19 protein-coding genes are annotated in these 25,593 nt (G+C 52.4%); 9 read left to right on the top strand and 10 right to left on the bottom strand.

Going from position 1 to position 25,593, the window contains the following annotated elements:
• Positions 1-35 precede the first annotated feature (35 nt).
• Positions 36-932 (top strand): alpha/beta hydrolase, encoded by an 897-nt coding sequence (locus LX66_RS03225; RefSeq protein WP_145710447.1) that lies wholly within the window; start codon positions 36-38, stop codon positions 930-932.
• Positions 933-1,171: 239 nt separating this feature from the next.
• Entirely contained in the window at positions 1,172-2,569 is a 1,398-nt protein-coding gene (locus LX66_RS03220) for a sialate O-acetylesterase (RefSeq protein ID WP_145710446.1), read from the top strand.
• A 223-nt stretch (positions 2,570-2,792) separates the two neighbouring features.
• Here LX66_RS03220 and LX66_RS03215 read toward each other — a convergent pair whose 3' ends face one another.
• Positions 2,793-3,272, bottom strand: coding sequence for a GNAT family N-acetyltransferase (locus LX66_RS03215; RefSeq protein WP_145710445.1), 480 nt, complete (start codon positions 3,270-3,272; stop codon positions 2,793-2,795).
• A 12-nt stretch (positions 3,273-3,284) separates the two neighbouring features.
• Positions 3,285-3,713, bottom strand: a complete 429-nt coding sequence (locus LX66_RS03210) for a MarR family winged helix-turn-helix transcriptional regulator (protein WP_145710444.1) — start codon at positions 3,711-3,713, stop codon at positions 3,285-3,287.
• A gap of 139 nt (positions 3,714-3,852) precedes the next feature.
• Here LX66_RS03210 and LX66_RS03205 point away from each other — a divergent pair, with 139 nt between their 5' ends.
• Complete coding sequence (locus tag LX66_RS03205; RefSeq protein ID WP_145710443.1) at positions 3,853-4,545, top strand: acyloxyacyl hydrolase; 693 nt, start codon at positions 3,853-3,855, stop codon at positions 4,543-4,545.
• A gap of 126 nt (positions 4,546-4,671) precedes the next feature.
• Complete coding sequence (locus tag LX66_RS03200; protein WP_145710442.1) at positions 4,672-5,178, top strand: VOC family protein; 507 nt, start codon at positions 4,672-4,674, stop codon at positions 5,176-5,178.
• A 64-nt stretch (positions 5,179-5,242) separates the two neighbouring features.
• Here LX66_RS03200 and LX66_RS03195 read toward each other — a convergent pair whose 3' ends face one another.
• Positions 5,243-5,587, bottom strand: a complete 345-nt coding sequence (locus tag LX66_RS03195) for a YegP family protein (protein ID WP_145710441.1) — start codon at positions 5,585-5,587, stop codon at positions 5,243-5,245.
• A 74-nt stretch (positions 5,588-5,661) separates the two neighbouring features.
• A complete protein-coding gene (locus LX66_RS03190) occupies positions 5,662-6,393 on the bottom strand; it encodes a GNAT family N-acetyltransferase (protein WP_145710440.1) in 732 nt (243 codons plus the stop codon).
• Between the two features lie 377 nt (positions 6,394-6,770).
• Here LX66_RS03190 and LX66_RS03185 point away from each other — a divergent pair, with 377 nt between their 5' ends.
• Complete coding sequence (locus LX66_RS03185) at positions 6,771-7,214, top strand: MauE/DoxX family redox-associated membrane protein (protein WP_145710439.1); 444 nt, start codon at positions 6,771-6,773, stop codon at positions 7,212-7,214.
• A gap of 337 nt (positions 7,215-7,551) precedes the next feature.
• Here LX66_RS03185 and LX66_RS03180 read toward each other — a convergent pair whose 3' ends face one another.
• Genes LX66_RS03180 through LX66_RS03170 form a run of 3 tightly spaced genes read right to left on the bottom strand, consistent with a single transcriptional unit; the run spans position 7,552 to position 8,943 of the window.
• Positions 7,552-8,163: a ClpP family protease gene (locus LX66_RS03180; protein ID WP_145710438.1), complete on the bottom strand. Its 612-nt coding sequence runs from the start codon at positions 8,161-8,163 to the stop codon at positions 7,552-7,554.
• Between the two features lie 11 nt (positions 8,164-8,174).
• Positions 8,175-8,435 (bottom strand): hypothetical protein, encoded by a 261-nt coding sequence (locus tag LX66_RS03175; protein ID WP_145710437.1) that lies wholly within the window; start codon positions 8,433-8,435, stop codon positions 8,175-8,177.
• Positions 8,416-8,943, bottom strand: a complete 528-nt coding sequence (locus LX66_RS03170) for an RNA polymerase sigma factor (protein ID WP_145710436.1) — start codon at positions 8,941-8,943, stop codon at positions 8,416-8,418. The genes LX66_RS03175 and LX66_RS03170 overlap by 20 nt, the downstream gene beginning before the upstream one ends.
• 650 nt (positions 8,944-9,593) lie before the next feature.
• Here LX66_RS03170 and LX66_RS03165 point away from each other — a divergent pair.
• From LX66_RS03165 to LX66_RS03150, 4 genes are all read left to right on the top strand, one after another.
• Positions 9,594-12,695 carry a SusC/RagA family TonB-linked outer membrane protein gene (locus LX66_RS03165; protein ID WP_145710435.1) on the top strand — a complete coding sequence of 1,034 codons (3,102 nt, stop codon included), beginning with the start codon at positions 9,594-9,596 and terminating at the stop codon, positions 12,693-12,695.
• A 5-nt stretch (positions 12,696-12,700) separates the two neighbouring features.
• The gene (locus tag LX66_RS03160; RefSeq protein ID WP_244620271.1) at positions 12,701-14,293 is read left to right on the top strand and encodes a SusD/RagB family nutrient-binding outer membrane lipoprotein; all 1,593 of its coding nucleotides are present in this window, start codon (positions 12,701-12,703) and stop codon (positions 14,291-14,293) included.
• A 138-nt stretch (positions 14,294-14,431) separates the two neighbouring features.
• Complete coding sequence (locus LX66_RS03155) at positions 14,432-17,728, top strand: VCBS repeat-containing protein (RefSeq protein ID WP_145710433.1); 3,297 nt, start codon at positions 14,432-14,434, stop codon at positions 17,726-17,728.
• Positions 17,725-19,062 carry a vanadium-dependent haloperoxidase gene (locus LX66_RS03150; protein WP_145710432.1) on the top strand — a complete coding sequence of 446 codons (1,338 nt, stop codon included), beginning with the start codon at positions 17,725-17,727 and terminating at the stop codon, positions 19,060-19,062. Before LX66_RS03155 ends, LX66_RS03150 begins: the two co-directional genes overlap by 4 nt.
• 261 nt (positions 19,063-19,323) lie before the next feature.
• Here the strand turns inward: LX66_RS03150 and preA are convergent, their stop codons facing one another.
• From preA to LX66_RS03135, 3 genes are all read right to left on the bottom strand, one after another.
• On the bottom strand, positions 19,324-20,592 hold the full coding sequence (preA, locus tag LX66_RS03145; RefSeq protein ID WP_145710431.1) for an NAD-dependent dihydropyrimidine dehydrogenase subunit PreA: 1,269 nt from the start codon (positions 20,590-20,592) through the stop codon (positions 19,324-19,326).
• A gap of 93 nt (positions 20,593-20,685) precedes the next feature.
• Complete coding sequence (locus LX66_RS03140) at positions 20,686-22,308, bottom strand: RagB/SusD family nutrient uptake outer membrane protein (protein WP_145710430.1); 1,623 nt, start codon at positions 22,306-22,308, stop codon at positions 20,686-20,688.
• A gap of 25 nt (positions 22,309-22,333) precedes the next feature.
• On the bottom strand, positions 22,334-25,558 hold the full coding sequence (locus LX66_RS03135) for a SusC/RagA family TonB-linked outer membrane protein (RefSeq protein WP_244620270.1): 3,225 nt from the start codon (positions 25,556-25,558) through the stop codon (positions 22,334-22,336).
• Positions 25,559-25,593: the final 35 nt, after the last annotated feature.

Below are 25,593 nucleotides of genomic sequence, written 5' to 3'. Positions count from 1 at the left end.
TTTGAAACGAATAGCATGAACGTAAAAAGAATAAAATGAGTAACAGGTGTTTATTTATTTCGATCGTATTTATTATTGGCGGTCATATCTGCCGGGCGCAAACAGATAAGGTTTCTTTTAAAGTGGATACTATACCCACTTTCCCTGATCCCCCCGCCGGATTTAATGTGCTGCGTAATAATGTACCCCACGGAAACCTGGCAGTAGTTCAATACGACTCAAAAACGCTCGGGAAACGCCGGGAAATGAGTGTATATACGCCTCCGGGGTATTCCGCTGACAGGAAATATCCTGTGTTGTATCTGTTGCATGGTTTGGGGGAAGACTATCGTCAATGGATTGAATGGTGCCAGGCGGATAATATTATAGATAACCTGATTGCAGATGGTGAAATTCAGCCTGTGGTAATGGTTTTTCCCAACTGCGATGCCAGGCTGACTGTAACAGACACCTCGTCAGCCAACTGTTCGGGGAGAGCAGATAGTTTTGAAGGTTACAGGAAGCTATTTGAAGAGGATCTGTTGAAAGATATAATTCCCTACATCGATTCACATTATAGCACTATCAGTGACCGGGAACATCGTGCATTGGCAGGTTTGTCAATGGGCGGCGGGCAGTCATTAAATATAGGCCTGCATCACCTGGAAATGTTTGCTTATATAGGTGGATTTTCTTCGGCGCCTAATACAAATGAGTTGGGCGGTATGTATATAGATGTTCAATTTGTTCCGGATGTTAAAGCCGCGCGGGAAGAGTTGAAACTGCTGTGGATAGGATGTGGTAATAAGGATGGCCTTTGGGAAATCAGCGAAAGGGCTCATCAATACCTTGACGAAATTAATGTTCCCCACATTTGGAATGCAGACACTAATGGACATGACAATATTGAATGGGATCGCAACCTGTACCTGTTTTCCCGGTATATTTTCTAACCGGTTGTAAGCATTAAGTTCCGTGATACCAGAGGACATGCACAAGCTGCCTCTGGTGCTGCAGCAATAGCTATGTCCATCATCCGGAATCTTTTTGTGAATGTAGTTTAAGACATCGTGAATCAATGAAAAGATGAACGAACCGTTTGCGTTGAGATGTATTTGGAAATAACAGTCTTCGCCTTTTCATTTGTCGGGCATGGGTGTTATATTTAATCTTTAAAGTATTAAGCACGATTATGAGAAAACTCCTCCTTTGCGGCATTATATTGCTGTTGCATCCGGTACTTCATGCCGCCATCAGGTTGCCGGCGCTCGTTGGTAACAACATGGTGTTACAGCAAAACGACAGTGTAACTATCTGGGGATGGGCAAACCCTTCAGAAAAAATTACGGTATTTACAGGTTGGGATAACAAAACAGCGATGGTCACCACAAGCGGTGATGCGAAGTGGGCTTTGAAGATACATACGCCAGCAGCAGGAGGCCCTTATGAAATAAGACTGAAAGCATCCAATGAGATTGTGCTGAAAAATATTCTGATCGGTGAAGTATGGCTGTGTTCAGGGCAATCCAATATGGAATACAGCTATTATAACGGCATCCGGCAGATAGCGGCGGAGCTGCCAGTTTGTGGTAACAATAATATCCGGTTCTTTAATATACCAAAAACTACGGCTGCATATCCCCAGGACGACTGTCCCGGAAGCTGGGAAGTATGCGACAGCAATAGTCTGAAGCCCTTCAGTGCGGTGGGTTATTTTTTTGGAGCGAAACTACAAAAGTCGTTGGGGGTACCGGTTGGACTGATCAATGCCAGTTGGGGAGGAACGCCGGCAGAAGTATGGGCGCCGGAACATATTGTAACCGATGAGCCAAAACTTTCTGCAGCAGGTGCTAAGTTAGCTCCGGCTGCCTGGTGGCCGCATAAACCGGGTTATGCCTATAATGCGATGATAGCTCCCCTTATCAATTTCAATATAAAGGGAGTCATCTGGTACCAGGGAGAAGCCAACGTGAACACCGCGGATACCTATACACCGTTGTTCACCGGCATGATACAGGCATGGCGTGATGCATGGCATAAACCGCTGCCCTTTTATTATGTCCAGATAGCTCCGTTCTCCTACGAAAAGGAATATCAGGCAGCACTGCTTCGCGAGGCACAGGCCCGAAGCAGTGTGCTTGCCGGAACTGGCATGGTAGTAGTAACCGACATTACAGATAATGTAAAAGATATTCATCCCCAGGATAAGAAAACAGTTGGCAACAGGCTTGCTGATTGGGCACTTGGGGAAAATTATGGCAAAACCGGATTTGCCTGGAAAAGTCCGGTATTCAAAGAAATGAGCATCAGCAAGAACAAAGCCGTGCTCCGTTTCAACAACGTTCCCACTTCTCTTAAGATCAATGGCAAAGTACCGGTTGCCTTGTATATAGCCGGAGCGGACAAAGTTTTCTATGAAGCATCCGCGAAGGTGGAAAAAGACGCACTGATTGTTTGGAGTAAAAAAGTAGAGAAGCCTGAATCGGTGAGATATGGTTTCTCAAATACCGCAATCGGCAATATTTTTTCTTCGGAGGGGTTGCCTGTAGGGCCTTTCCGTACCGATAACTGGCCGGTTCACAGTAAATGAAAAAGGGAATTGGGGAAATATTGAAAAGTTTTCTTTTTAAGTCGCTGCGCCTGAAAAAGAAGATAAGAAAGCGGAGGCAACCTAAAGCAACTGGATGAAGCCATCCGGTTGCTTTTATGTCAGTGCCCGGCAGCACGTTTTGCCAGCCATACACGTTGGCGCCCAATTGTAATTATACAGGCGTTTCCGTTTGCCTACACCGGCCAGGGGCAGAACTTTTGTGTTATAACGTTAACCGTTTCTCGAAGTAGATCGTTCCTTCAATGGCGCTGTACCGGTACGGCGCTATCTCGTAAAAACCCAGGTAGTGGTATAGCTCCTGTGCTTTTGTTTGCCCCGGTACGGTATCCAGCCGGATGAATGCATAATGCAGTTGCCTGGCAGTGTCAATAGCAGCTTGCAGTAACTGCTTCCCGATCTTCAAATTCCTGTAGCCAGGCTGTACGTACAGCCGCTTTAGCTCTGCTATCCCATTTGAGAATTTACGGATGCCTGCGCAGCCTACCGCGTTTTCACCCTCCATAAACGCCAGGAGCAAAGCGCCTTCCGGTTGGGCATATTGCTGTGCAATTTCGTCCAGCTCTTTTTCAAAGTCCTGGTATCCCAGGTCGAAATCCAGGGAGCCGGCGTATTCCTTGAATAGCGCCTTCCCCTGCTCAAACTCTTTTTCAGCAGCCGCTGTCCTGATATTAAAAGTTGCCATAGGTGCATATATTTATTCCCTGGTCAGCAGAGCCTTTACCTGTGTGACCAGCTCTACCAGTTTTTTCTGTTCTGCTTTTCCCAGGTGCTCAATCAGATGGGCCACCTGCACATCGGATTGCTGGTCTATAGCTTCAAAGACCTTGTTGCCTTTTGCGGTGAGCTCCAGCAGGTAAGCCCGCTTATCACTTTTTACCTGTTTTTTGCGGAGTATACCATTCTTTACGAATTTGGTAATGATGCGGCTCAGGTATCCCTCATCGATCTGCAGCATCTCTTTCAGCTCCCTGGCAGTAAGCGCAGCAGCGCTGTGCAGCTCGTAAATGACCCTGGCCTCCGTAAGTGAATACTCACTTTCCAGGATATGGTGATTTACAACGCCCAGTATAGCGGTATAAAACCGGTTAAAGTCACGGATGGAATGTATGATGTCATTACCCATAAGTAAAGGTAAGTAAAAATACTTGACTTAAGCAAGTATTATTTTCATGGAAATGCCTTATGCCCGCTTCCCCGTCAAATATGCCCGTTTGCACCTGTTTTCCATTGGTGTTTAGCCTGCCCGGTACCAAATTTGCGTCATGTTTAAAGGACGTTTTTACGCTGTTATCCTGTACAGCCTGTTATTATGCAATACCTGTTTGGCCCAGTATGCGGACGGTGACAGATGGTACAATAATCCGCTCGGGTTTGAACCGGTGAAACTGCATACCTCCATGGGCTTTATCCTGCCGGCCATTGCCGTAGGAGCAGGCTTGTTGTTTACTGCCGCGGATAAAGGGGGAACGCATAAAATGTCGGTCTATATAGACAATGGTTACTCCTGGGGATATAAATACCCTTATACTTTCCTGCCCCAAATAAATATGGGGTTTGATTACCAGCTACGCAAATGGATGTCTGCAGGGGTGGAGCTGGAACTGCTGTATGCCCGGGATGCCTGGAATAACACGGGCGGAGTGGCTATCAGGCCCTTCGCCAGGTTTTACCCGGTCAACAATGAAAAATGGCAGTTGTATTTTGAATCGGGCGGCGGCTTTGTTTACCTGGTGGATCAGTTTCCCCAACCTACCACGCGGGATGACCGTCTCGGTACGCAACTGAATGGCATTACCAGGTACGGCATAGGAGCAGCATTCCATGTTAATGAGCAGGTATCGGTAACGGGAAGCGTCCGGCATCTGCATATTTCAAATGGTGATAAGAAAGGGGCTGAAAGAAACCCTTCGCATGACAGTAACGGCTTTGCTGTGGGAGCCAGTTACCGGTTGTAGCAGCAGTATCTCCAGGTAATCCACGGTTTGTCGCATTCTGCCCCTTACAATGTCGCTTTCACACATCTTCCGGCATCATTCCCGCGCCTACCTTTGCTGTAACAAAACACTTAAAACACTTGTACTATGGCACAGAAGATTCTTTCACAAAAGATCACGCCAAATTTATGGTTTGACAAACAGGCGGAGGAAGCCGTCAATTTTTATGTGTCTGTCTTCAAAGATGCCGGTATCGGCCGGGTAACCCATTACGGGAAGGAGGGGTATGAAGTGCATGGTATGGAGGAGGGAACGGTGATGACCATTGAATTTACGCTCGCAGGACAGGAATTTGTAGCGCTGAATGGGGGCCCGCATTTCCAGTTCAATGAAGCGGTATCCTTCATCATCAATTGCGACACCCAGGAAGAGGTGGACTATTACTGGGAAAAGCTCTCAGAAGGCGGTGATGAGAAAGCGCAGGTATGCGGCTGGTTGAAAGATAAGTTCGGGCTGTCGTGGCAGGTGGTGCCTGCTATTTTAACAGATATGATACAGGATAAAAACGCTGAAAAAGCAGGACGGGCCATGACGGCCATGCTTAAGATGAAAAAGATTGATATTAAGACGCTGGAGGAAGCATATGGAAAATAAGCGCCAGGCGCTCTACATAAAACAGACCGGCCGGCTGCCTGATGCAAACCGGCCGGTCATACAGCTAATTGGCGGTTAAAACAGTTTCGTCTTCAATGGCAGCCTGTGGTGCATTTTTCATCACGGAAGCAATGCCGTTATCCCTGCCGGATGTGCTCTCATACATCTCACTACTGCCGATCACCTGGCCATTGCCGGCTTTCAGCACAAAATAATGTTTGCCATTGGAAGCTGTTTTTTTCTCGAACCGTTCTTCCTTCTGTGAGTTCTCCCGTACAGATTCAATGCCGTTCATGCAGGCGGCCTTTGAAGTGTAGCCTTCGCTGGCAAGGATTGGTTCGCCGTTACCAGCCTTCAGTTTGAAGCGAAGTTCCTCATTGGAACTTTTGGTGATAACAAATTTACTCATAGTGTGGTGTATTTTGTGATCATGGAAGTTAACTAAAAATATTCAACCCGGTTGTTAACAATACATGATATTCCTTACAGTATCTCCCCTTTCAATATAAACCCGCATTCCCTGAAGCCGGCCTTCAGCAGTGTAGCTTTGGATGCCAGGTTCCGGATGTTGCAGCGGGCGGAGGGCACCCTGCCCATACTGTAGGCTTCTTTCTTCAGCTCCTGCACCAGCAGGCTGCCCAGGCCCTGCTGGCGGCAACTTTCCTTTACATCCATGTAAATGTCTGCATATGGCATATTGTAGTTCAGCATAAGACCGCCTGTGGCCACCGTTTCACCTGCTTGCTCAAGGGCGTAGCCGCCCGCATCATAGCCGTCGGGCGGCCCGCCGGGCCGGCGAAACACTACGCCGGGCACCTGCAATTGTGTAGTGTAGTGGTCTTCAAAAAGAATGGCTTCGGCATTGATGTTCCTGGCATATTCATACAGGAGGGAGGCCAGCAGGGCATCATTGCTCTGGCATTCTATATAAAAAGCGCCGGAAGCGCTGTGAAATAAAGGGAAAATGCGGTTGGACAGTTTGCGGTACGGCGGCAGCAGGTAAAACTCGAAAATAGCATCCCGGTCCTCCCGTTTGTTGTGCCCCCATATGGCGCCATAACCGATGCGCATACCATCTGCCAGGAACAGGTAAGTATCTGCCCAGCCGTATAGGTGACATTTGTCATGCACGAACTGGAAGCGGCGCTCCTGCAGGAACAACAGGCGGAAAGCCCGTATGTCTGCCAGGGTAGTTTTAATGACCTCGGTTTGCATAGAAAGCGGGGGATTGGAATGACGAACCTAAAGTTAATACATAAAAAAACAGCCGGATGAAAATTCCGGCTGTTCAGGCTAAGATCAGAAAATGTGAAGGTACCCCTAGCCATATAAATTTCAGAACCGGATGGTTAGATCCGGTTCTGTACCGCGGGGTTGCGGAAAATGCATATAATTCCTCGCTGCAAATGTCCCGCTTTTTATGTGCCGGATAGATAATCAATCGTTAACGTAATTGTTAATCCGATACTAACGCGATGGCTTGGAAAACTCCGCGAGGTTAACCGCAGATTAACGCTATGGTGATGTAATCATCGATAAATTTATAGAACTGCTTTACCTGGATAACCCATACAACAAAAAACATCAACCAAATGAAGAGGAAAACCATCGTGGACATTATCGCTTACCTGTTCATATTGCTGTTTGTATATGCCAGCGTAAACAAGCTGGCGGACTATAGAGCCTTTAGCATAGAGCTGGGCAAGTCTCCCTTGCTGACCGCCTTTGCAGACTGGGTGGCCTGGGGCGTTCCGGTGGTAGAACTGGTAGTGGTGGCATTGCTGACCGTGCCCAGGTGGTGCCTGGCCGGCCTGTATGCTGCTTTCAGCCTGATGACCATGTTCACCGCCTATATCGTAGCCATCCTGAAGTTCAGCGATTATATTCCCTGCTCCTGCGGGGGCGTGCTGCAGAACATGACCTGGAACCAGCACCTGGTATTCAATATCTTTTTTGTAGTGCTGGGCTTTGTGGGCATTATGCTGTATGAAAAAGAAGCCCCGAAGGATAAGGCTCCCCTGCAGCCGGCCGTTTGAATCGTCACCGATCTTTACAGATAAATACAGGCGCAGCCGAAACCTGTAAGCAAGAAGTAGGTATTCTTCACGAATTGAAATTGTTATGTAACGACAAGTGCAGTTTTAATGATTATTCACCAATTGTTTTCTATAAGCCGGAGTTGCCCCTCCGGCTTATATTGTATTACAAATTTAGCCTGCCAACAGGCGCTTTAAAGAGCGGTATCTACATTGTAACGCTGCAACTGGCCAATGGCCGGGTGGAAAGTAAAAAGCTGGTATTGTTGAAATAAGAGCGTTAACCAACCTGTATCCTGTAATGATCATGGAGGGCGTTGGCGATCTGCCGGCGCCCTCACTTTTTAAGGTCGGCCAGCCGGGCCAGCACCTGCAGCTCTGCTGCATCGCCCAGTACTTCATCCACCAGCCCGTAGTTTTTGGCTTCCATCGCGTTCATGAACTTGTCCCTACGGAAGGTAGTTTCGATCTCTTCAGCGGTATGGCCCGCATGTTTGCCGATCAGGCGGAACAGGTGGTTTTGCAGCCTTTCCTGTTCCCGGTAGGCAATGCTGACATCTTCCGTGTAGCCTTTGGCGCCGCCGCTGGTGGGGTGCATGTGCACGGTGGCATTAGGCAGGGCATAGCGCTGTCCTGCAGCGCCGGCCGTGAGAATAACGGTGCCCATGCTGCCGGTAAAGCCCACAGCTACGGTTGATACCGGGGATTTCATCATTTTCATGGTATCATAAATGGCAAGGCCGGCGTATACGCTGCCACCTGGGCAGTGGATATACAGCCGCACCGGGTAGTGATTCTCACTGTCCAGGTACAGCAACTGCGCCACTATCAGGTTGGCCACCTGGTCGTCAATAGCGGCGCCCAGGAAAACGATGCGCTCTTTCAGCAGCAGGCTGTAAATATCATAGGCGCCCCGTGTAGTACTATCGAGTACAGTAGGTATCAGCATGGTGGTAAATATTATTTGAAGATGGCGGTTATTTCAGACCGGAAGCTTGCATCGGTTTCCCATAAGCGATCATATACTTCAGAGAGTTGTTCCCGTTGCGCCTCCCGGGCAAAGCGGCGTACCAGCGCGTGCGCCTGTAGCTGGTGTTCCACCTTTTCCTGCAGGTGGTGGCAGGCCAGCATCCGGGCCTGGAACACCAGTTGGTCTGCCGCGCTCATTTCCCGCAGGACATATTGATCTATCTCCTGTATCTCATGCAACTGCTTCCTCATATTCCCGGGTGTTTTTAACCTGTTCCCTTACCTTTTCCAGGCATTTGTACTTCTGCACGGTGGCGGAACGGGCGGTTTTAAAATGGAACTGGCGGGCTATTTCCTGCATGGACCGCTGTTCATAATAAAAGGCTTGCAGCAGTTGCAGGCATTTGCTGCCGGCGGCCTGCAGGTAACGCAGCAGGCGGGTGGTGCGTTCCGGCGCCGGGGTATAGAAATCCTCCGGGATGCCCAGTTGGTCCTCCATATTGTCCAGGGGCCTTTGCCGGCTGTCCTGCTTGCATTTCCTGATCCATAGGATCTTTACGATGCCGGTGAGGTAGGCTTTCAGGGACACCCGGATGTCCAGTGTATGGTTACGTTGCTTTTCCAGGTAGATGATCAGTGCATCGTGAAAGAGGTCTTTGGCCGTTTCCTGGTCGCCGCCAAGCTGCTGCACCGTCCTGGCTACCTGTGGAAAGCTGTCCCGGTAGACGGTCGTTAACCATTGCGCTTCTTTTTCCTGCATATCAGTTAGGTTTTAATAATAGTGTCAGAAAGAGGGCAGGTATCACCTTTAATGTAAGAAAAAAAGCCGGGCGGACAGACCACCTGTATATACTATCGGGCTTTGATAAAATACTATTTGTTTTAATGCCAAATTAGTATTAATTATGTGGCACAGTTATGAACTAACGAGAGCAGCAATGAACAGCGTGCGTGAGCAATGAAATACAATGCAGGAACAATGAAACGTAAACAGAACATCTGCAGGCACTTCGATCACTTTTCCACTAAATCGTTTTAGGCGAAAAACATATTGGACTTGTTATTTGTTATTTATTAGCGTAAGTCAACCAAAATCGATTGAACAATGTAAGACACACGGACTTGTTATTCTACTTGCAAATCGGGGACAATTATTCGAAGCGAACAATGAAAAATAGTGCCGTTTAGGTAAGCCGTCTCGGATATGGCGATGCACGTATATGCCTTCCAGTAAGGGCATAGGGCTGCTATTATCTCTAACCAAAATCAAGGAACATGTACACAGGAACAATGAAAAATTGCAACACGTAGGGGCAAACTGAACATCTATGCTATGCAACTGCATGCCTGATAACAGGCATGATGCCCTCACTATGTCTAATTCTAACCACAACCAAAATCCACAGAGTAATGAGACAACTTCGTCTGCTGATTATTACGTTGCTGCTTGGCTCAGCGGCGTTTGCTCAAACAAGGCAGTTTACAGGCTCCGTCAAGGATGCAAAAACGGGTGATCCCCTTCCCGCTGTAACTGTCCAGATCAAGGGAAAGAATATTGCAACCGTTACAGGTGTTGACGGGAACTTTTCCCTGCAGGCACCGGCAGGGGCTTTTACCCTGCAGGTGTCCCTGGTAGGGTACGGTACCCGGACCATGGAGGTAACCGCCGCGCAGCACAACCTGGACCTGGTGATGGATGAATCCTCCACGCAACTGGGCGAACTGGTGGTAACTGCGTTGGGTATCTCCAAGGAGTCCAAAAAGGTAGGCTTTGCCGTTACCAAGGTAGATGGCAGCGTGATGACGCAGGCCAGGGAAACCAACGTAGCTTATTCCCTTACAGGCCGTGTGGCCGGTTTGAGCGTAAGCGGCACCAGTGGCGGCCCTGCTTCTTCTGCACGCATCCTGCTAAGGGGCATGGCCAGCTTCGGGGCCAGCAGCCCGCTTTTCGTGATCAACGGTGTGCCCATTGATAACACGCAAAGAGGCGCTGCCGGTGAATGGGGCGGCTCCGACAACGGGGACGGTATCGCCAACCTGAACCCGGACGACATTGAAAGCATGACCGTGCTGAAGGGTGCTTCCGCCTCCGCACTGTACGGCAGCCGCGCCACCAACGGCGTGATCCTGATCACTACCAAAAGCGGTAAGAAAGGCGGCCTGCAGGTGGAATACAATATGAACTATGCCATCGACAAGGCGATAGACTTTACCGATTACCAATACGTATATGGCCAGGGCCAGTTGGGCGTGCGGCCTTCCAACACCAACGCGGCGCTGAACAGCACCCGCCTGAGCTGGGGTGAAAAGCTGGACGGTGCGCAAACCATCCAGTATGACGGTAATATGTACCCGTATTCCGCGGTGGACAATAATATCAATACCTTTTACAGGACCGGCCCTACCTTCACCAATACGGCCTCGGTTTCCGGCGGTAATGAGATGGGCTCCTTCCGCCTGTCGCTGTCCAACATGGATAATAAATCCATTATCCGTAACAGCGGCGTTACCCGTAAAACTGTCAACCTGAACGTGGAGCAAAACGCCAGCAAAAGGCTGAAGGTAAGCGTAATGGCCAATTACATTGATGAGCAGTCCACCAACCGCCCGCAACTGAGCGATGGCCCGCTGAACCCGAACAACATTTACTTCCTGGCCAATAACATCAACCAGTCCATCCTGGCGCCGGGTTATGACTCCGCCAACAATGGCAAGGAAGTGACCTTTACGGATGATATCTATGTTTCCAATCCCTGGTTTGTGATCAACCAGTATAAGAATGACCTGGACCGGAAACGCCTGATCTCCGCTGTTACCGCCCGGTATGAGCTTACAGACTGGCTGTACGCGCAGGCCCGTGTGGGATATGACCTGATCAACGACCGGCAGTTCCAGATCACACCCTGGGGCACCGCCTACTCCTACGGCGTGCAGGACGGCATTACCGTAAGCGGTAACATGAACCTGCGTACCCGCCAGACCAGTGAGCTGAACGTAGACGGGCTGCTGGGCTTCCGGAAAGACCTCACCAAGGACCTGAACCTGGACCTGGCCATCGGCGCCAGCACCCGTAAAAGAAGGGATGAGCAGGTGAACATCAGCGGCAGCAATTTCATCATCCCTTACTTCTACTCTTATAACAATGTGAAGAGCTTTGGCAGGGAGAACATTCTTAACCGCCAGGAACAGCATTCCGCTTACTACACCATGGACCTGGCCTATAAGAATTTCCTGACCCTGAGCACTACCGGCAGGTATGACACCTATTCTACCCTGCCCAGCGCCAACAGGGATATATTTGTACCCTCTGTTTCCGCCAGCTTCATCTTCTCCGAACTGGTGGATATTCCCAACCTGAGCTACGGCAAGCTGCGCGCTTCTTACGCCAATGCCAGCGGGGAACCGGACCGGTACTACATCACCCAGTCTTATTACAGCGTGGACGGTACCATTAACGGCACCTCCTACGGCAGCTTCCCCAGCGATCTGCCCAACCTGTTCCTGAAACCTTTTACATTAAGCGAAGTGGAAGTGGGCACCGAGCTGAAGTTCTTTAACAACCGCCTGGGGATAGACGTGGCCTACTTTACCCGCAAGACCAAGAACGAGATACTGAACGGCGACCTGAGCTGGTCTACCGGCTACAACCGCCAGTATATCGGCACCGGCTCTACGCAGAACAGGGGCCTGGAAATGGCGGTAAACGGCACACCGGTAACCACTAATAATTTTAGCTGGAACGTGTCCGTGAATGCTACCAACGTGAAGAACAAGATCCTGGATATTTACGGACCGAACAGCAGCAACACCACCTTTAACCTGGGTACCTATCGTCCGCTGAACGCCAATACGGCGCTGGTGAAAGGACTGCCCGGCCCGCAGATAATGGCCTATGACTATCTCCGCGACGCTAACGGCAATATCCTGGTAAGTGACGACGGCCTGCCGCAGCGCGGCGCCTTAACGCCTTCCGGCAGCGTGCTGCCCACCTGGTTTGGCGGCGTGAACAACGACTTCAGCTACAAGGCATTCAACTTGTCCTTCCTGGTAGATGGCAAGTTCGGGCACAAAATGCTGTCCGCCACCAACTACTACAGCGTGTACCGCGGGCTGAACAAAATGACGCTCGAAGGACGTGAGACCGGCGTTACCCTGAGCGGTGTAAAATCAGACGGCTCTGCCAATAGCACCAGCGTGGCGGCGCAGACCTATTACCAGGCGCTTGCCAACAACGTTTCTACCATTAATGTGCTGGACGCCAGCTTCATCAAGCTGCGGCAGGTAACCCTGGGCTACACTTTCGATGAGCGTATGCTGGGCAAGGTGCTGCCCTTCCAGTCCATCAATGTATCGTTTGTAGCGCGCAACCTGCTTGTACTGATGAAGCATACCGATAACGTGGACCCGGAAGCAGGCTTCTCCCCGCTGATCAACTATGCCGGTATAGAAGGTACCAGCTTGCCGAGCACCCGCAGCTATGGCGTTAACGTCAACTTTAAATTCAAAAAATGATGACCATGAACATGAAGAAATCATTCCTGCATATAGGCTTGGTAGCAGCGTTGCTCACGGGTTGTACCGACAAGTTCGACGAGATCAACAGCGACCCCGTGAGAGTGACTGCCGATCTGTACGATCCTAATTACCTGCTGTCCAAAGCACAGTTCCAGTATGCCAATACCGGCTACAGCCAGTTGCTGTTCCAGAGCATGTGGCCACAGATACTGTCATCCACTTTCAACTACTACAGCAACGGCGATAAATACGTGGGCTCCTCCAACCTTATTTCCTACCAGAACAGGATCTGGGAAGAGGATTACCAGGCCGCCAGCTTTGCCTATGAAATGGGCAACCTGGCGCAGTCCAAAGGACTGACGAACCTGTACAGCATGAGCGTGATCATGAAAGTGCTGATCATGCAGCACATCACGGACTGCTATGGCGATGTGCCCTACTCCGAGGCATTAAAGGCCAAGGAAGGCATGACCCAGCCCACCTACGATACACAGGAGAGCATCTATAAATCCATGCTGAGTGAGCTGGAAACAGCTATTAACGCCCTGGATGCCAGCCAGCCCACCGCTACGGCCGACCTGTTCTACAAAGGCGATATCGCCCAGTGGAGAAAGTTCGGCTACTCCCTGATGCTGAGAACCGCCATGCGCCTTACCAAGGCAGACCCGGCCACCGCACAGAGCTATGCCGAGAAAGCGGCTGCCGGCGGCACCTTTACCAGCATTGCAGACAATGCTTTTGTGAGGGCGGACAATACTTCCGGCAACGCCAATAACACCAGCAATGCCCTGCTGGTAACGGACGATTTCCGGGAAGTAAAATGGAGCAATACCCTGATCAATTACCTGAGGGTGAATAATGATCCCCGCCTCACCATTATCGGGGAAATTCCGCAGGACGGGCTGGCCGCCAACAATGATGCAGCACTGGCCGGCAACCGCGATTCCAGCGTACAACTGGGGATGCCCAACGGCTACGACCTGAGAGGCGGCGCTACGGATATCAGCAATGCGCCCGGTTACCCCGGTGGCACCGGCGCCGGGGCGGATTTTGCCGCTATCGGTAAATATTCCCGTCCTACCACGGCCGTATACCGGGATGTGAACGGGCCCAACTTCGTACTGACTTACGCAGAAACGGAACTGCTGCTGGCAGAAGCTGCCGTGCGCGGCTGGAACGTGGGCGGTACCGCTGCCGGCCACTATGCCAATGGCGTAGCCGCCGCCTTGCAATCACTGGCCACTTTCAACGCTTCCGTGGCTACTATCAGTGCAAGTACTGCTACCCTTTATGCTGCCACGCACCCGTTGAATATTACGTCTACGGAAGCAGCGCTGAAGCAGATCAACGAGCAATACTGGGCTACCACCGGTACCCTGTTCAATTTCATTGAAACCTGGACCAACTGGAGAAGATCCGGCTACCCGGTACTGACGCCGGTAAATTATACCGGTAACTTTTCCAATGGCACCATCCCCAGGAGGATCCCTTATCATTCCAATGAGAATGCCAATAACCCGGCCGGCTACCAGGATGCGGTGAGCAGGTTAGGTGCGGACAACTTTACCTCCCGGATGTGGTGGGATCAACAATAATGTGAAATTCCAAGATCCAAAATCCAGATTCCAAAGCAGTGGATACCTTCTTAATATAAAGCTGCTGTTTCAACCACAACGCGGCTTCCCGCTTTGGAATTTGGGTTTTGGGATTTGGAATTTTTAAACGCTGTACCGATGAGATGCACCACCGTTACACTAGCTGTTTTGCTGTTCCTGCTACCCGGCAGCGGTATCGCGCAGCAACCCCTTTTCCAGCTCCTGCCTTCCAAAAGCACGGGCATTAAATTCGTGAACGAGATCAATGAAACGGAGCACCTGAATGTACTGGCCTACGAATACTTTTATAACGGCGGCGGGGTCGCCGTAGGAGACATCAACAACGACGGGCTGGACGACCTCTTTTTTACGGCCAACATGGGCCCCAACAAACTCTACCTGAACCAGGGCAATCTGAAATTTAAAGATATTACCACTGCAGCCTCCAAAGCGCTGGAAGGGCGCGCGGAAGCCTGGAAAACGGGCGCCGCCATGGCCGATGTGAACGGGGACGGACTGCTGGACATTTACGTTTGCTATTCCGGTAAAGGAGACGCAGCGCGCCGCAGGAACCAGCTTTTTATCAACCAGGGCAACCTGCAGTTCGTGGAAATGGCGCAGGCTTATGGCCTGGACAATCCCGGCTACAGCACGCAGGCCGCCTTCCTGGATTATGACAATGATGGCGACCTGGATATGTTCCTGCTGAATCACAACGTGATCAAGATCGACAACATGGAGCTGGCTAAATACCGCCAGGCGATCGACACGCTGGCCGGCAACCGGCTGTATGAGAACAGGGGCGATCATTTTGTGGATGTTTCCCGCAAGGCGGGCATCATCCAGAACCCGCTCACCTTCGGGCTGGGCCTGGCCATTGCCGACATTAACCAGGACGGCTGGCCCGATATTTATGTGACCAACGACTATAACGAACCGGATTATCTCTATATCAATGATCAGCAGGGCGGCTTTAAAGAGGATATCCGCAACTGCTTCCGCCATCTTTCACAGTTCTCCATGGGCGTGGATATTGCAGACTACAACAATGACGGTTTCCCGGATGTAATGACCCTGGACATGCTGCCGGAGGACAACCGCCGCCAGAAGCTGCTGCAACTGCAGGAAAACTATGAATCCTTTGAGCTGATGCTGTCGCAGGACTTGTATAAGCAATACATGCGCAACATGCTGCAACTGAACAACGGCGACGGCACCTTCAGCGAAATAGGGCAACTGGCCGGCGTTTCCAATACGGACTGGAGCTGGTGCCCCCTGTTTGCAGACCTGGACAATGACGGCTATAAAGACCTGCTGGTGACCAACGGTTACCTGCGGGATTACACCAATAAAGATTTCTTACGCTACTGGGGCGACTATAAAGTAAAGAAAGCCATTGAGCGTGAGCCCGTGCTGCAAATGGAGCTGGTGACCGCCATGCCTTCTACCCCGCTGATGAATTATGTTTTCAGGAACGAGCAGCACCTCACCTTCTCCAACAAACAGCGGGAGTGGGGACTGGACAAGGCCGGCATATCCAGCGCGGCCGTATGCGCAGACCTGGATAATGACGGTGACCTGGATATCGTGATCAACAACATCAATGAAAAGGCGGCGATCTATAAGAACCAGGGCCGCGAAAGGGACCAGGGAGCTTACCTGTCTGTCCGCCTGGAAGGCAAGGGCGGCAATACGCGGGCCATCGGCGCCAAAGTGTACGTATATGCGAACGGGGGCATGCAATACCAGGAAGTGAACCCTGGCCGGGGCTATCTTTCCTCCGTTCCCACTAACCTGCACTTCGGGCTGGGCAAGGCGCAGCAGGCGGATTCCGTTCGCATTATCTGGCCGGATCACACCGTGCAGCGCTTGACGACTGTTAAGGCCAACCAGCAACTGCGGCTGGAGTATGCTCCGGATACGCCGGAGCCGGTACAGGTGGCAGCCCCGGCAACCGGGCCCGCAATTTTCAGCCGGGCCAAAGGCATCATCGGGTACAAGCATGAAGCCCCCCGCTGGAACGATTTCAAAAGACAGCCGCTGATGCTGTTCATGTACTCCCGTACCGGGCCGGTGTTTGCCAATGGCGATGTAAATAACGATGGGCTGGAGGACCTGTACATCAGCAGCGATAAACAGCAACCGGGCCGGCTGTATATCCAGCAGCCCGGCGGCAGCTATACTATCAACAACCATACAATACTGGACCAGGAAGACGGGCCTGCAACGGCCGCCGCCCTGTTCTTTGACGCCAACGGCGACAGGCATAATGACCTGTATGTAGCCCGGGGCGGCTACGCGCTGTCTGAACCGAATACGCCTGCCCTGCAGGACCTGCTGTACCTCAATGACGGTACCGGTAACCTGGTATTGTCCAAAGCGGCCCTGCCGGCCCTGAGCGCCTGCAGTAAGTCGTGTGTGCGTGCCTGTGATTTTGACAATGACGGGGATATGGACCTGTTTGTGGGAGGCAGGGTGATACCCGGCCAGTACCCGCTAACGCCCACCAGTTGGTTGCTGGTCAATGACGGGAAAGGACGGTTCACTTCCGCTACGGTGCCCTTTGCTGCAGCCGGCATGGTAACGGATGCCCAATGGGCGGACATCAACCGGGACGGCCGGAAGGACCTGCTGATCTGTGGCGAGTTCATGCCCGTAACGCTGTACATGAACACGCCGGGCGGTTTTGCAGACAGCACGGCGGCCTACTTTGCAGAAACGCCCGGCGGGTACTGGTGCAGCCTGGCCCTGGCAGATGTGGATGGCGACGGGCATGAAGATATTATTGCCGGCAACCTGGGCCTGAACACGCAGATACACGTATCCGCCAAAGAACCGGCGGAGCTGTATTACGCGGACTTTGACGGCAATGGCTCCATTGATCCCTTCTTTAACTGTTACCTGCAGGGCGTGAGTTATCCCTTTGTGAGCCGCGACGAGCTGAACGACCAGATCTATCCCATGCGCAAAAAATTTACCTCTTACCGCCATTATGCGGATGCTACCATGCAGGATATTTTTTCTGCAGACGAGCTGAAAAAAGCCGGTAAGCGGAGCATGAACGAGCTGCGCTCCCTGTGCTTCCTGTACCGGGACGGCCGGTTTACGCCTGCTGCCCTGCCCTTGCAGGCGCAGTTCTCCGTGGTGACAAAGATCATCCCCGATGATTTTGACCATGACGGGAAAACAGACCTCCTGCTGCTGGGCAACCATAGCGATAACCGGCTGAAACTGGGTAGCATTGACGCCAGCTATGGCTGCCTGCTGAGCGGCGATGGCGCCGGTAATTTCCGCTATGTAAGCCCCGCGGTATCCGGGCTTTCCGTGGCGGGTGATGTAAAGTCCGCCGCACTGGTGAACATTGCTAAAGAGAAGTACCTGGTGCTGGGCGTGAACAACACCGGCATTTTATTGTATAAAGCGAATAGCAGATGATGAAATGGATAACAAGCTGGCTGCTTTGTTGCCAACTGGCATATGCAAGGCCGGCAGCACCTGCTTTTACGGAGCGCATACAGCCTGCTGTATGGGCTATTACTATGGTGATGCTGCATGATGTGGTGAACCCGCCTGCTGCCAGCCGTTACTATGCTTATTGCACGGCGGGCGCTTATGCCATTGTAGCGGCGCACAATCCCGGTATGCCGGCAGCAGGCAGCTTTATCCGGTCCTGGCCGGCGTTTACGGTCAGTGCCGGTAAGGACGCCTACGATTACCAGGTGGCGGCGGTGTACTGCATACTGGAAACCGGCCGGCTGATGCTGCCCAGCGGGTACATGCTGGAGGAGCAGGAGGAAAAGCTGCTGCAGGCATTCAGGAAGGAAAAGATACCTGCCGCGGTGATCAGCCGTTCGGTAGCAGTGGCAAAGGAGGTAGCGGCGCAGGTGGTGGCCTGGTCCAAAACGGATAACTATAACAAACTGAGCGCGCGCCTGCGCTATACGCCCATGAAAGGGGAAGCCTACTGGTATCCCACGCCCCCGGCTTACATGGAGGCGGTGGAGCCGCATTGGCAAACCATCCGGCCGATGGTCATTGATAGTTGCAATGAATTTTTGCCCCTGCCGCCGGTGCCGTTCAGCAAGGACAGCGGCAGCGCATTCTATATGCTGAGCAGGGAAGTATATGATGTTACTTCCCGCCTCAGCCAGGAAGAGCTGCTGATCGCTTCTTTCTGGGACTGCAATCCTTTTGCCGTGTCCTCTGCCGGGCATATGATGGTAGGCTTTAAAAAGATCACGCCGGGTGGGCACTGGATGAACATTGCCGGCATAGCAGCGCAAACAGCGGGGCTGGATTTTGACCAGGCGGTGCTGCTGCATATGCTGACTGCCGTTACGGAAATGGATGCCTTCATCAGTTGCTGGGATGAGAAGTACCGCAGCAACCGCATCCGGCCGGAGACTTATATTAACCGTTATATTGACATTAAATGGCAACCCCTGTTGCAAACCCCTCCGTTCCCGGAGTATACCAGCGGGCATAGCGTCGTATCCACCGCTACGGCGGCCGTGCTTACCTACCTGCTGGGAGAGCGTTTTGCTTTTACGGATAATTCGGAAGTAATGTTCGAGATACCGGCCAGGAGCTTTGATTCCTTTATGCAGGCGGCGGAGGAAGCGGCCATTTCCCGCCTGTATGGCGGCATTCACTACCGGGATGCCATTGAGAACGGGCAGCAGCAAGGGATGCAGATTGCGGAAAAGATTATCAGCAAGATAAAAGCAGTAGGGGTAAAACCCGTTAGTCAGAACCTGACAGGTCTCTAACCTGTCATGTTTACGTTCAAAAAGGAAGGGGCGGGCCATATGGCCTGCCCCTGTTATTATTCACTGTTCTATCAAACAATCGCTAATATTTTTACTGCCGGTGATCCGTATCAGATAAAGTTACAGTTTTTCCGCACATCCTTAAATAAAACGATTTAGCACCATCTATCAAACCTAATAAAACTTTTCAGACCTGTCAAGAGGATGGTATTTACTTTCAGGCTTTTTGATAAAAAATAACTGGTCTTAGGGAAAAAAATATTAATGATCATTCAGCGGCAGTCCCTTTTGCTGGTATAGCTGCCAGTTGAGGTATTCCGCTCCTTTGCGGTGCTCGTCCATCGTGATGCAATCCTCCACCGGGCATACCAGCTTGCAGAGGTTGCAGCCTACGCACTCGTCCGCCTTTACCGTATAGGTGTTATACGGCTTGCCGTAATCCAGGCGGATGGACTGGTGGGAGGCATCTTCACAGGCAATGTAGCACAGGCCGCAGTGAATGCATTTGTCCTGGTGGATGTTGGCGATGATGTGGTAGTTGATATCCAGCTCTTCCCATTTGGTGATGGTGCTGACGGACTTGCCGATGAAATCATAAATGGTGGCAAACCCTTTTTCATCCATCCAGTTGCTAAGCCCTTCGCAGAGGTCTTCTATAATGCGGAAGCCGTGCTTCATTACCGCGGTACATACCTGCACCGTAGTGGCGCCCAGCAGCATGAATTCCGCAGCATCCTTCCAGGTGCTGATACCGCCGATGCCGGAAACCGGCACCCGGGAGGTCACGGGGTCCTGGCTGATGGTGGTAAGCATCTTCAGGGCAATGGGCTTTACGGCCGGGCCGCAGTAGCCGCCGAAGGCGGAATGCCCGGCCACATTGGGGTTCGGCACCAGCGTATCCAGGTCTATCCCCGTAACGGATTGTATGGTGTTAATAAGTGATAGCGCATCGGAACCTGCTTCCACTACGGCTTTGCCGGTGGGCACTACGGAATGCACGTTGGGCGTGAGCTTGGTGATCACCGGGATGCTGGCTTTTTCCATGACCCATTCCACCACCATCCGGGCAATGTCAGGGTCCTGCCCTACGGCGGAGCCCATGCCTCTTTCATTCATGCCGTGCGGGCAGCCAAAGTTCAGCTCTATGCCGTGCGCGCCGGTATCCTCTACCTGAGCGATCAGGTCATGCCAGCTTTGCCGGTCGTTGTCGGCCATGAGGGATACGATCATGGCGCGGTCGGGGAACAGTTGTATGCATTCGCGGATCTCGCGCAGGTTCAGGTCCAGGGGCCGGTCGCTGATCAGCTCAATATTATTGAAGCCCATCATCCGGCTGCCCTGGTAGTCCACTGATGAGTAGCGGGAAGAAACATTTTTTACCTGCGATCCCAGGGTTTTCCAAACCGCGCCGCCCCAGCCGGCCTCAAAAGCCCGCAGCACGTTGATCTTTTTATCCGTAGGCGGCGCGCTGGCCAGCCAGAAAGGATTGGGGGAGGAAATGCCGAGGAAGTTTGCCGAGATGTCCGCCATGGGAAAAAGTTTGAGTAACAGAATTTACAATTTTTTTCCGGTATAAAAAAGCAGGCGGTTACGCCTGCTTTTTTATACCGGTTGTCAATCGTCTCAATACCCGGGGTTCTGCTGCAGATTGGGATTGTTAGCCCGCTGGGTGCTGGGTATAGGATAAATTTCCCGGTTTGGGTCGTTAGTAGGTGTATGGTCCCACCAGGTGCCGGTGGTGAACCGGCCAAAGCGGATAATGTCGGTACGGCGCCTGCCTTCAAAAATGAACTCACGGCCTTTTTCCGCCAGGAATTCATCCGGCGTCAGCGTGGCGGTGGTATAGGCGGCCTGTGGCCAGTCTGCGGCTGTAAAGGCCCGCTGTCTGCTGGCATTCACCAGGTTGACGGCTTCCTGGGTGGCTACGCCGTTGTTCTTACGCATCAGCGCTTCCGCCTTGTTGAAATAGATCTCTGTCAGGCGGTAAATGATAAAATGGTTTTCGCGGTAGTTGGGATCGCTCTGCCGGCCGGTTTTGTATTTGTTGAAACGCGCGCCGCTGTTCTCTTCTCCCTGGGTCATACCGCCTTCGCTGGTCAGGTCTCCCTCGCTTTCCCGGCGGATGGTGTTCACGTAGATCAGGGGCTTGCCGTTATACTCTTCCGTGCCCAGAATGGGCTCCGTGGTGCCGTATTTGTATTGCGGGCCAAACAGGAACCATGTTGTTTTCCGCAGGTCGTTTTCCGCATAGGTGTTGAAGAAGCTGGGCACTACCACGTAGCCGTTGTTGCCCGCATAGTTCACGTCCAGCGCGGCGCTCATGTTGCTGAAGCCCATCAGCGGTATCCAGTCCCATACAAAGCCGCCTTTATTGCTGTAGGCAAACTGGAAGAGGGCTTCCGGCGCGGCGCGATTGGTATTGGCAAATGTTTCCAGCAGGTCGGGGGCCAGCCGGGGCGCGCCGCCCAGTCCGCCGGCTTCGCCGCTTAGTATCTTATCGCAGGCGGCAATGCAGGCGTCCCACATGGGCGTACCGGTCCACTTTTCCGCGTTCAGGTACAGTTCAGCCATCATGGCGTAGCCGCCGGTTTGCGCCACACGGCCCACCAGTTCTGTGGAATAGGGCAGCAACTGCGGCACATAGGTTTCCAGTTCCGTCTTAATAAAATCAAACACGGCTGCCCTGGGCTGCGTGGGCGGGTTGGCAGGCAGGCCTACCTGTGTCACCACGGGAATATTGCCCCAGAGGTCCATCAGCTTCATATAATGGAATGCCCTTAGCACACGCAGCTCCGCTATGATAGCCTTCATCTCTTTTTCCTCCATGCCAATGGCAGCATAGTCCAGGTTTTCCAGGTCTTCCAGCGCGGCGTTGCAGTAGCCTACGCCGGTCCACATACCCACCCATGCATTGCGCATACGGCCCTCGTTATCGGTCCAGGTATGGTAGTGCTGGCGGATGTGGTCCCCGTTATCGTAGGCATGGCGGCCTTTTTGCGGCCAGGCTACCTGGTCGGCGCACATTTCTGCGTGATAGTAGTAACCATCGCCGCGGATGGGGCAGAGCCAGGACTGCAGGTGCGTCATAGGGCGCAGGGCGGCCTGCAGCACTTCTGTCCGGCTTTTATAGAAGTTCTCTTTGTAGAGGTCCGAATAAACTGTTTCATCCAGTTTGGTACAGGCAGTACCCAATAGTAAAAGCAGTAAAAATCCGTAGCGGTATATCAGTGTGTTTACGAGTCGCATTTTTCCTTTTTTTAATGATCAATACTTAGAAGCCTACGCTTAATCCAACCGTCCAGGAGCGGGTCCTGGGATAGAAGCCCCTGGAATCCACGCCGGTCTCAAAACGGGTATCCTCCAGCTCGGGGTCCAGCCCGCTGTAGCTGGTAAAGGTGAGCAGGTTGCGGCCGGTCATAAACAGCCGCAGGTTGCGGATGTAGGGGGAGCGCAGGTTGAGGTTGTAGCCCAGCGTCAGGTTATCCAGCTTTACAAAATCGCCTTTCTCTATGTAGTAGTCGGAGTACTGGGGATCATCGTTCAGCGCTGCATGCCTGGTAAAGGCGCTGCTATAGATATTATTGGGCAGGTACTTCCGGTTGCCGAAGAATACTTCCTGCAGGTTCAGGATGTCAAAGGCAAATTTGCCCCTGAACAGCAGGGTAAGGTCAAAGTGCTTATAGCGGAAGGTCTGGTTAAGGCCAATGTTGTACCTGGGCACCCCATTGCCGATAATGGTACGGTCATTCTCATTGATCTCCGCCGCCGGCGCCTTGCTGCCGTCAGCTTTGTAGAACAGCCATTTACCGTCTTCTGAGAACCCGGCAAAGCGCTTGCCATAGAAATTGCCAATCCGCCCGCCTTCATCCAGCCGGATGGCAGGGCCCATGGCGCCAGGGTTGGGAATATCGGCAAAGGTTAAATAGGTGGCTTTGAACAGTTCATTGGACAATTTGGACAGCTTGTTGAACTGCGAGTTGGCCGTCAGGTCCACGGTCCACTGGAAATCCTTTGTCTGTACCGGGATGCCGCTGATCAGTATCTCCACCCCGTGGTTCTGGATGGTGCCCACGTTGGTGTACAGGTTATCCCTTACAAAGGGCGGCTGCTGGGCGGCATAGCGGTACAGCAGGTCGCGGGTTTCCCGGAAATACACGTCAATGGCGCCGCTCAGGCGGTGGTCCAGCAGCGCATAGTCCAGGCCAAAGTTCCATTCCAGCTTCTTTTCCCAGCGGAGGTTGGGATTGGGATTGCGGGACGCGCCATAGGTCTGGTAGTAAATGCCTTCCTGCGGGTACAGGCCGCCTGTGCTTAAAGTAATTAAGGACTGGTAGTTGGCAATGCCCTGGTTGCCGGTAACGCCATAGCCTACACGCAGTTTCAGGTTGTTGACGAACCTGAACTGCTGCATGAACTTTTCCTGGCTGATGGTCCAGCCGGCGGATACGGCCGGGAAATTCCCCCATTTGTTGTTGGCGCCAAAACGGGAAGAGCCTTCGCGGCGGAGAATGAACTGCACAAAATATTTATTCCTGTAGGCATAGTTCAACCGCCCGAAGAAGGCGATCAGCGTATTGTCTTCCTTAAAGCTGCCCATGCCCGGCCGGGGCAGGCTGGTATTGTTGATGGCGCTGCCGGAGCCGATGTTCCAGTCCTGGAAAGCATCGGTGGTAAAGCCGTTGTTGTTCACGTTAAAGCGTTCCAGGGCGCTGTACTGGTAGCTGTAGCCTGCTATGGCCGACAGGTTGTGCGGGCCCCAGCCGTGCTCGTAGTTAATGGTGGGGTCCAGGGTCTTGGTCCAGGTAAGCTGGTTGCTTTTACCGGCATAGCCCATGCCCTGCCAGGAAGTGCCCTGGCGCTGCTCCCAGTCGTCCATGGAGCGGTACACACGGTCATTGTAATTGTCGCGTACATAAGATCCGAAAACAGTTACAGAGAGATCGTCCGTGAGGGAAAGGCTCATCCTGGCATCGCCGGAGAACGTCTGCTGGTCGCGCTCATTCAGGCGGGTGAACAGGCGGGCGTATGGATTGTAATATTGCTCCAGGTTATAAAAGCTGCCATCTTCATTGTAGATGGGCGCGGTAGGGTTCCAGCTAACGGCCTGCTCAAAATCGCCGGTGCCGCCGCCCAGCAGGTTGGCCTTGTTGAAGTTGGCAGCCATGTTCACCTGCAGCGTCAGCCTGTCCTGCATACCCTTCTGGTTGATGTTCAGGCGACCGCCGGACTGCTGCCGGTCATTGGCCCGGGCAATGCCTTCAAAATCGTTGTAGTAAAGCGATACGCGGTAATTGGTCTTTTCATTGCCGCCGGAGGCTGACAGGTTGTGATACTGGCTGAGATTATCATCATTGATCAGCGCATCGTACATATTGGTGGAACCGCCCAGGTCGTTCGTAGCCGGGATGATGCCTTCCGCTATTTTCTGGCGGAACTGGTCTGCAGAAAGCATGTCCGGTTTCTTATCCGTATAATCGCGCTGTATATAAGTGTTGTACTCAAAGCGCGGCGCTCCTGCCGATCCTTTTTTAGTGGTGATCAGTATCACGCCGGCATTGCCACGGGTGCCGTAAATGGCCGCCGCGGAGCCGTCTTTCAGCACGTTGAAGGACTCGATGTCATTCAGTTGCAGCAGGTCCAGGTTGCCGCCGGGGATGCCGTCAATTACGATCAGCGGCGTGGTGGTGCCGGATAAGGACGTAACGCCGCGCAGTTGAATGGAGGTCCCGGCATTGGGATTATTGCCCTGGGTTTTGGTAATGGTAAGGCCGGCCACCTTGCCCTGTATCAGTTCCAGTGGAGAGCGGATGCCGCCTTGGTTGAAGTTGTCCGCCTGCACGGTAGTTACGGCGGAGGTTACTTCGCCGCGTTTTTGCGTGCCGTAGCCCACTACCACTACCTCGTTCAGCGAGCCCATGTCCGCTTTCATCTGTACGTCCACCACGGCCGGGGCGTCTGCTTTTACCAGCACGCCCTGTATATGCGCTGTTTTGTAGGAGATGAAGGATACCTCGATGGTATATACGCCGGGTTCCAGTGCCAGGGAAAAGTTACCCTGTTCGTCGCTCACTGCATTGCGGTTGCTGCCGTTTACGCGGATGGTGGCGCCGGGCAGGGGCTGTCCCTGCTCATCCGTTACCTTTCCCTGCAGTTTGCCGGGCTGCTGCACCGGCTTTTTCCGGCCGGCGCTGATCACGATCACGCCGTTCACTTCTTTAAAGGACAGGTTTTTGCCTGCCAGCAGTTGATCCAGCACCTCATCCAGCGGCTGGTTGTGAAAGCGAAGCGGCGCTGTATGATAGGCCTGAATGACCTGCTGGTCATATGCAAAGCTCAGGTTCAGCCGGGCTTCCAGTTGCTGCAGCGCTTTTTCAAGCGATCCCCGCTGTACCTGCACGGATACCTTTTTACGCAGCTCCTGGCCCTTGCCCGCATGTGCCGGCAGGAGCATGGAAGTGGTGAGCAGTATGCTGATGGAAAGAAATGTTAATCTCATTGTTCTGATAATAAAATCTCTCTTTTTATTACTTA

It is taken from the genome of Chitinophaga japonensis, assembly GCF_007830125.1.
Classification (GTDB): Bacteria; Bacteroidota; Bacteroidia; order Chitinophagales; family Chitinophagaceae; genus Chitinophaga; species Chitinophaga japonensis.
The sequence above is the reverse complement of the archived record's forward strand: the minus strand, read 5'-3'. Positions and strand labels throughout refer to the sequence as shown.

What these genes read in the sequence shown, in the direction of transcription:
- LX66_RS03225 (WP_145710447.1), top strand. Translation starts at nt 36, where the DNA reads ATGAGTAACAGGTGTTTATTTATTTCGATCGTATTTATTATTGGCGGT.
- LX66_RS03220 (WP_145710446.1), top strand. Translation starts at nt 1,172, where the DNA reads ATGAGAAAACTCCTCCTTTGCGGCATTATATTGCTGTTGCATCCGGTA.
- LX66_RS03215 (WP_145710445.1), bottom strand. Translation starts at nt 3,272, where the DNA reads ATGGCAACTTTTAATATCAGGACAGCGGCTGCTGAAAAAGAGTTTGAG.
- LX66_RS03210 (WP_145710444.1), bottom strand. Translation starts at nt 3,713, where the DNA reads ATGGGTAATGACATCATACATTCCATCCGTGACTTTAACCGGTTTTAT.
- LX66_RS03205 (WP_145710443.1), top strand. Translation starts at nt 3,853, where the DNA reads ATGTTTAAAGGACGTTTTTACGCTGTTATCCTGTACAGCCTGTTATTA.
- LX66_RS03200 (WP_145710442.1), top strand. Translation starts at nt 4,672, where the DNA reads ATGGCACAGAAGATTCTTTCACAAAAGATCACGCCAAATTTATGGTTT.
- LX66_RS03195 (WP_145710441.1), bottom strand. Translation starts at nt 5,587, where the DNA reads ATGAGTAAATTTGTTATCACCAAAAGTTCCAATGAGGAACTTCGCTTC.
- LX66_RS03190 (WP_145710440.1), bottom strand. Translation starts at nt 6,393, where the DNA reads ATGCAAACCGAGGTCATTAAAACTACCCTGGCAGACATACGGGCTTTC.
- LX66_RS03185 (WP_145710439.1), top strand. Translation starts at nt 6,771, where the DNA reads ATGAAGAGGAAAACCATCGTGGACATTATCGCTTACCTGTTCATATTG.
- LX66_RS03180 (WP_145710438.1), bottom strand. Translation starts at nt 8,163, where the DNA reads ATGCTGATACCTACTGTACTCGATAGTACTACACGGGGCGCCTATGAT.
- LX66_RS03175 (WP_145710437.1), bottom strand. Translation starts at nt 8,435, where the DNA reads ATGAGGAAGCAGTTGCATGAGATACAGGAGATAGATCAATATGTCCTG.
- LX66_RS03170 (WP_145710436.1), bottom strand. Translation starts at nt 8,943, where the DNA reads ATGCAGGAAAAAGAAGCGCAATGGTTAACGACCGTCTACCGGGACAGC.
- LX66_RS03165 (WP_145710435.1), top strand. Translation starts at nt 9,594, where the DNA reads ATGAGACAACTTCGTCTGCTGATTATTACGTTGCTGCTTGGCTCAGCG.
- LX66_RS03160 (WP_244620271.1), top strand. Translation starts at nt 12,701, where the DNA reads ATGAACATGAAGAAATCATTCCTGCATATAGGCTTGGTAGCAGCGTTG.
- LX66_RS03155 (WP_145710433.1), top strand. Translation starts at nt 14,432, where the DNA reads ATGAGATGCACCACCGTTACACTAGCTGTTTTGCTGTTCCTGCTACCC.
- LX66_RS03150 (WP_145710432.1), top strand. Translation starts at nt 17,725, where the DNA reads ATGATGAAATGGATAACAAGCTGGCTGCTTTGTTGCCAACTGGCATAT.
- preA (WP_145710431.1), bottom strand. Translation starts at nt 20,592, where the DNA reads ATGGCGGACATCTCGGCAAACTTCCTCGGCATTTCCTCCCCCAATCCT.
- LX66_RS03140 (WP_145710430.1), bottom strand. Translation starts at nt 22,308, where the DNA reads ATGCGACTCGTAAACACACTGATATACCGCTACGGATTTTTACTGCTT.
- LX66_RS03135 (WP_244620270.1), bottom strand. Translation starts at nt 25,558, where the DNA reads ATGAGATTAACATTTCTTTCCATCAGCATACTGCTCACCACTTCCATG.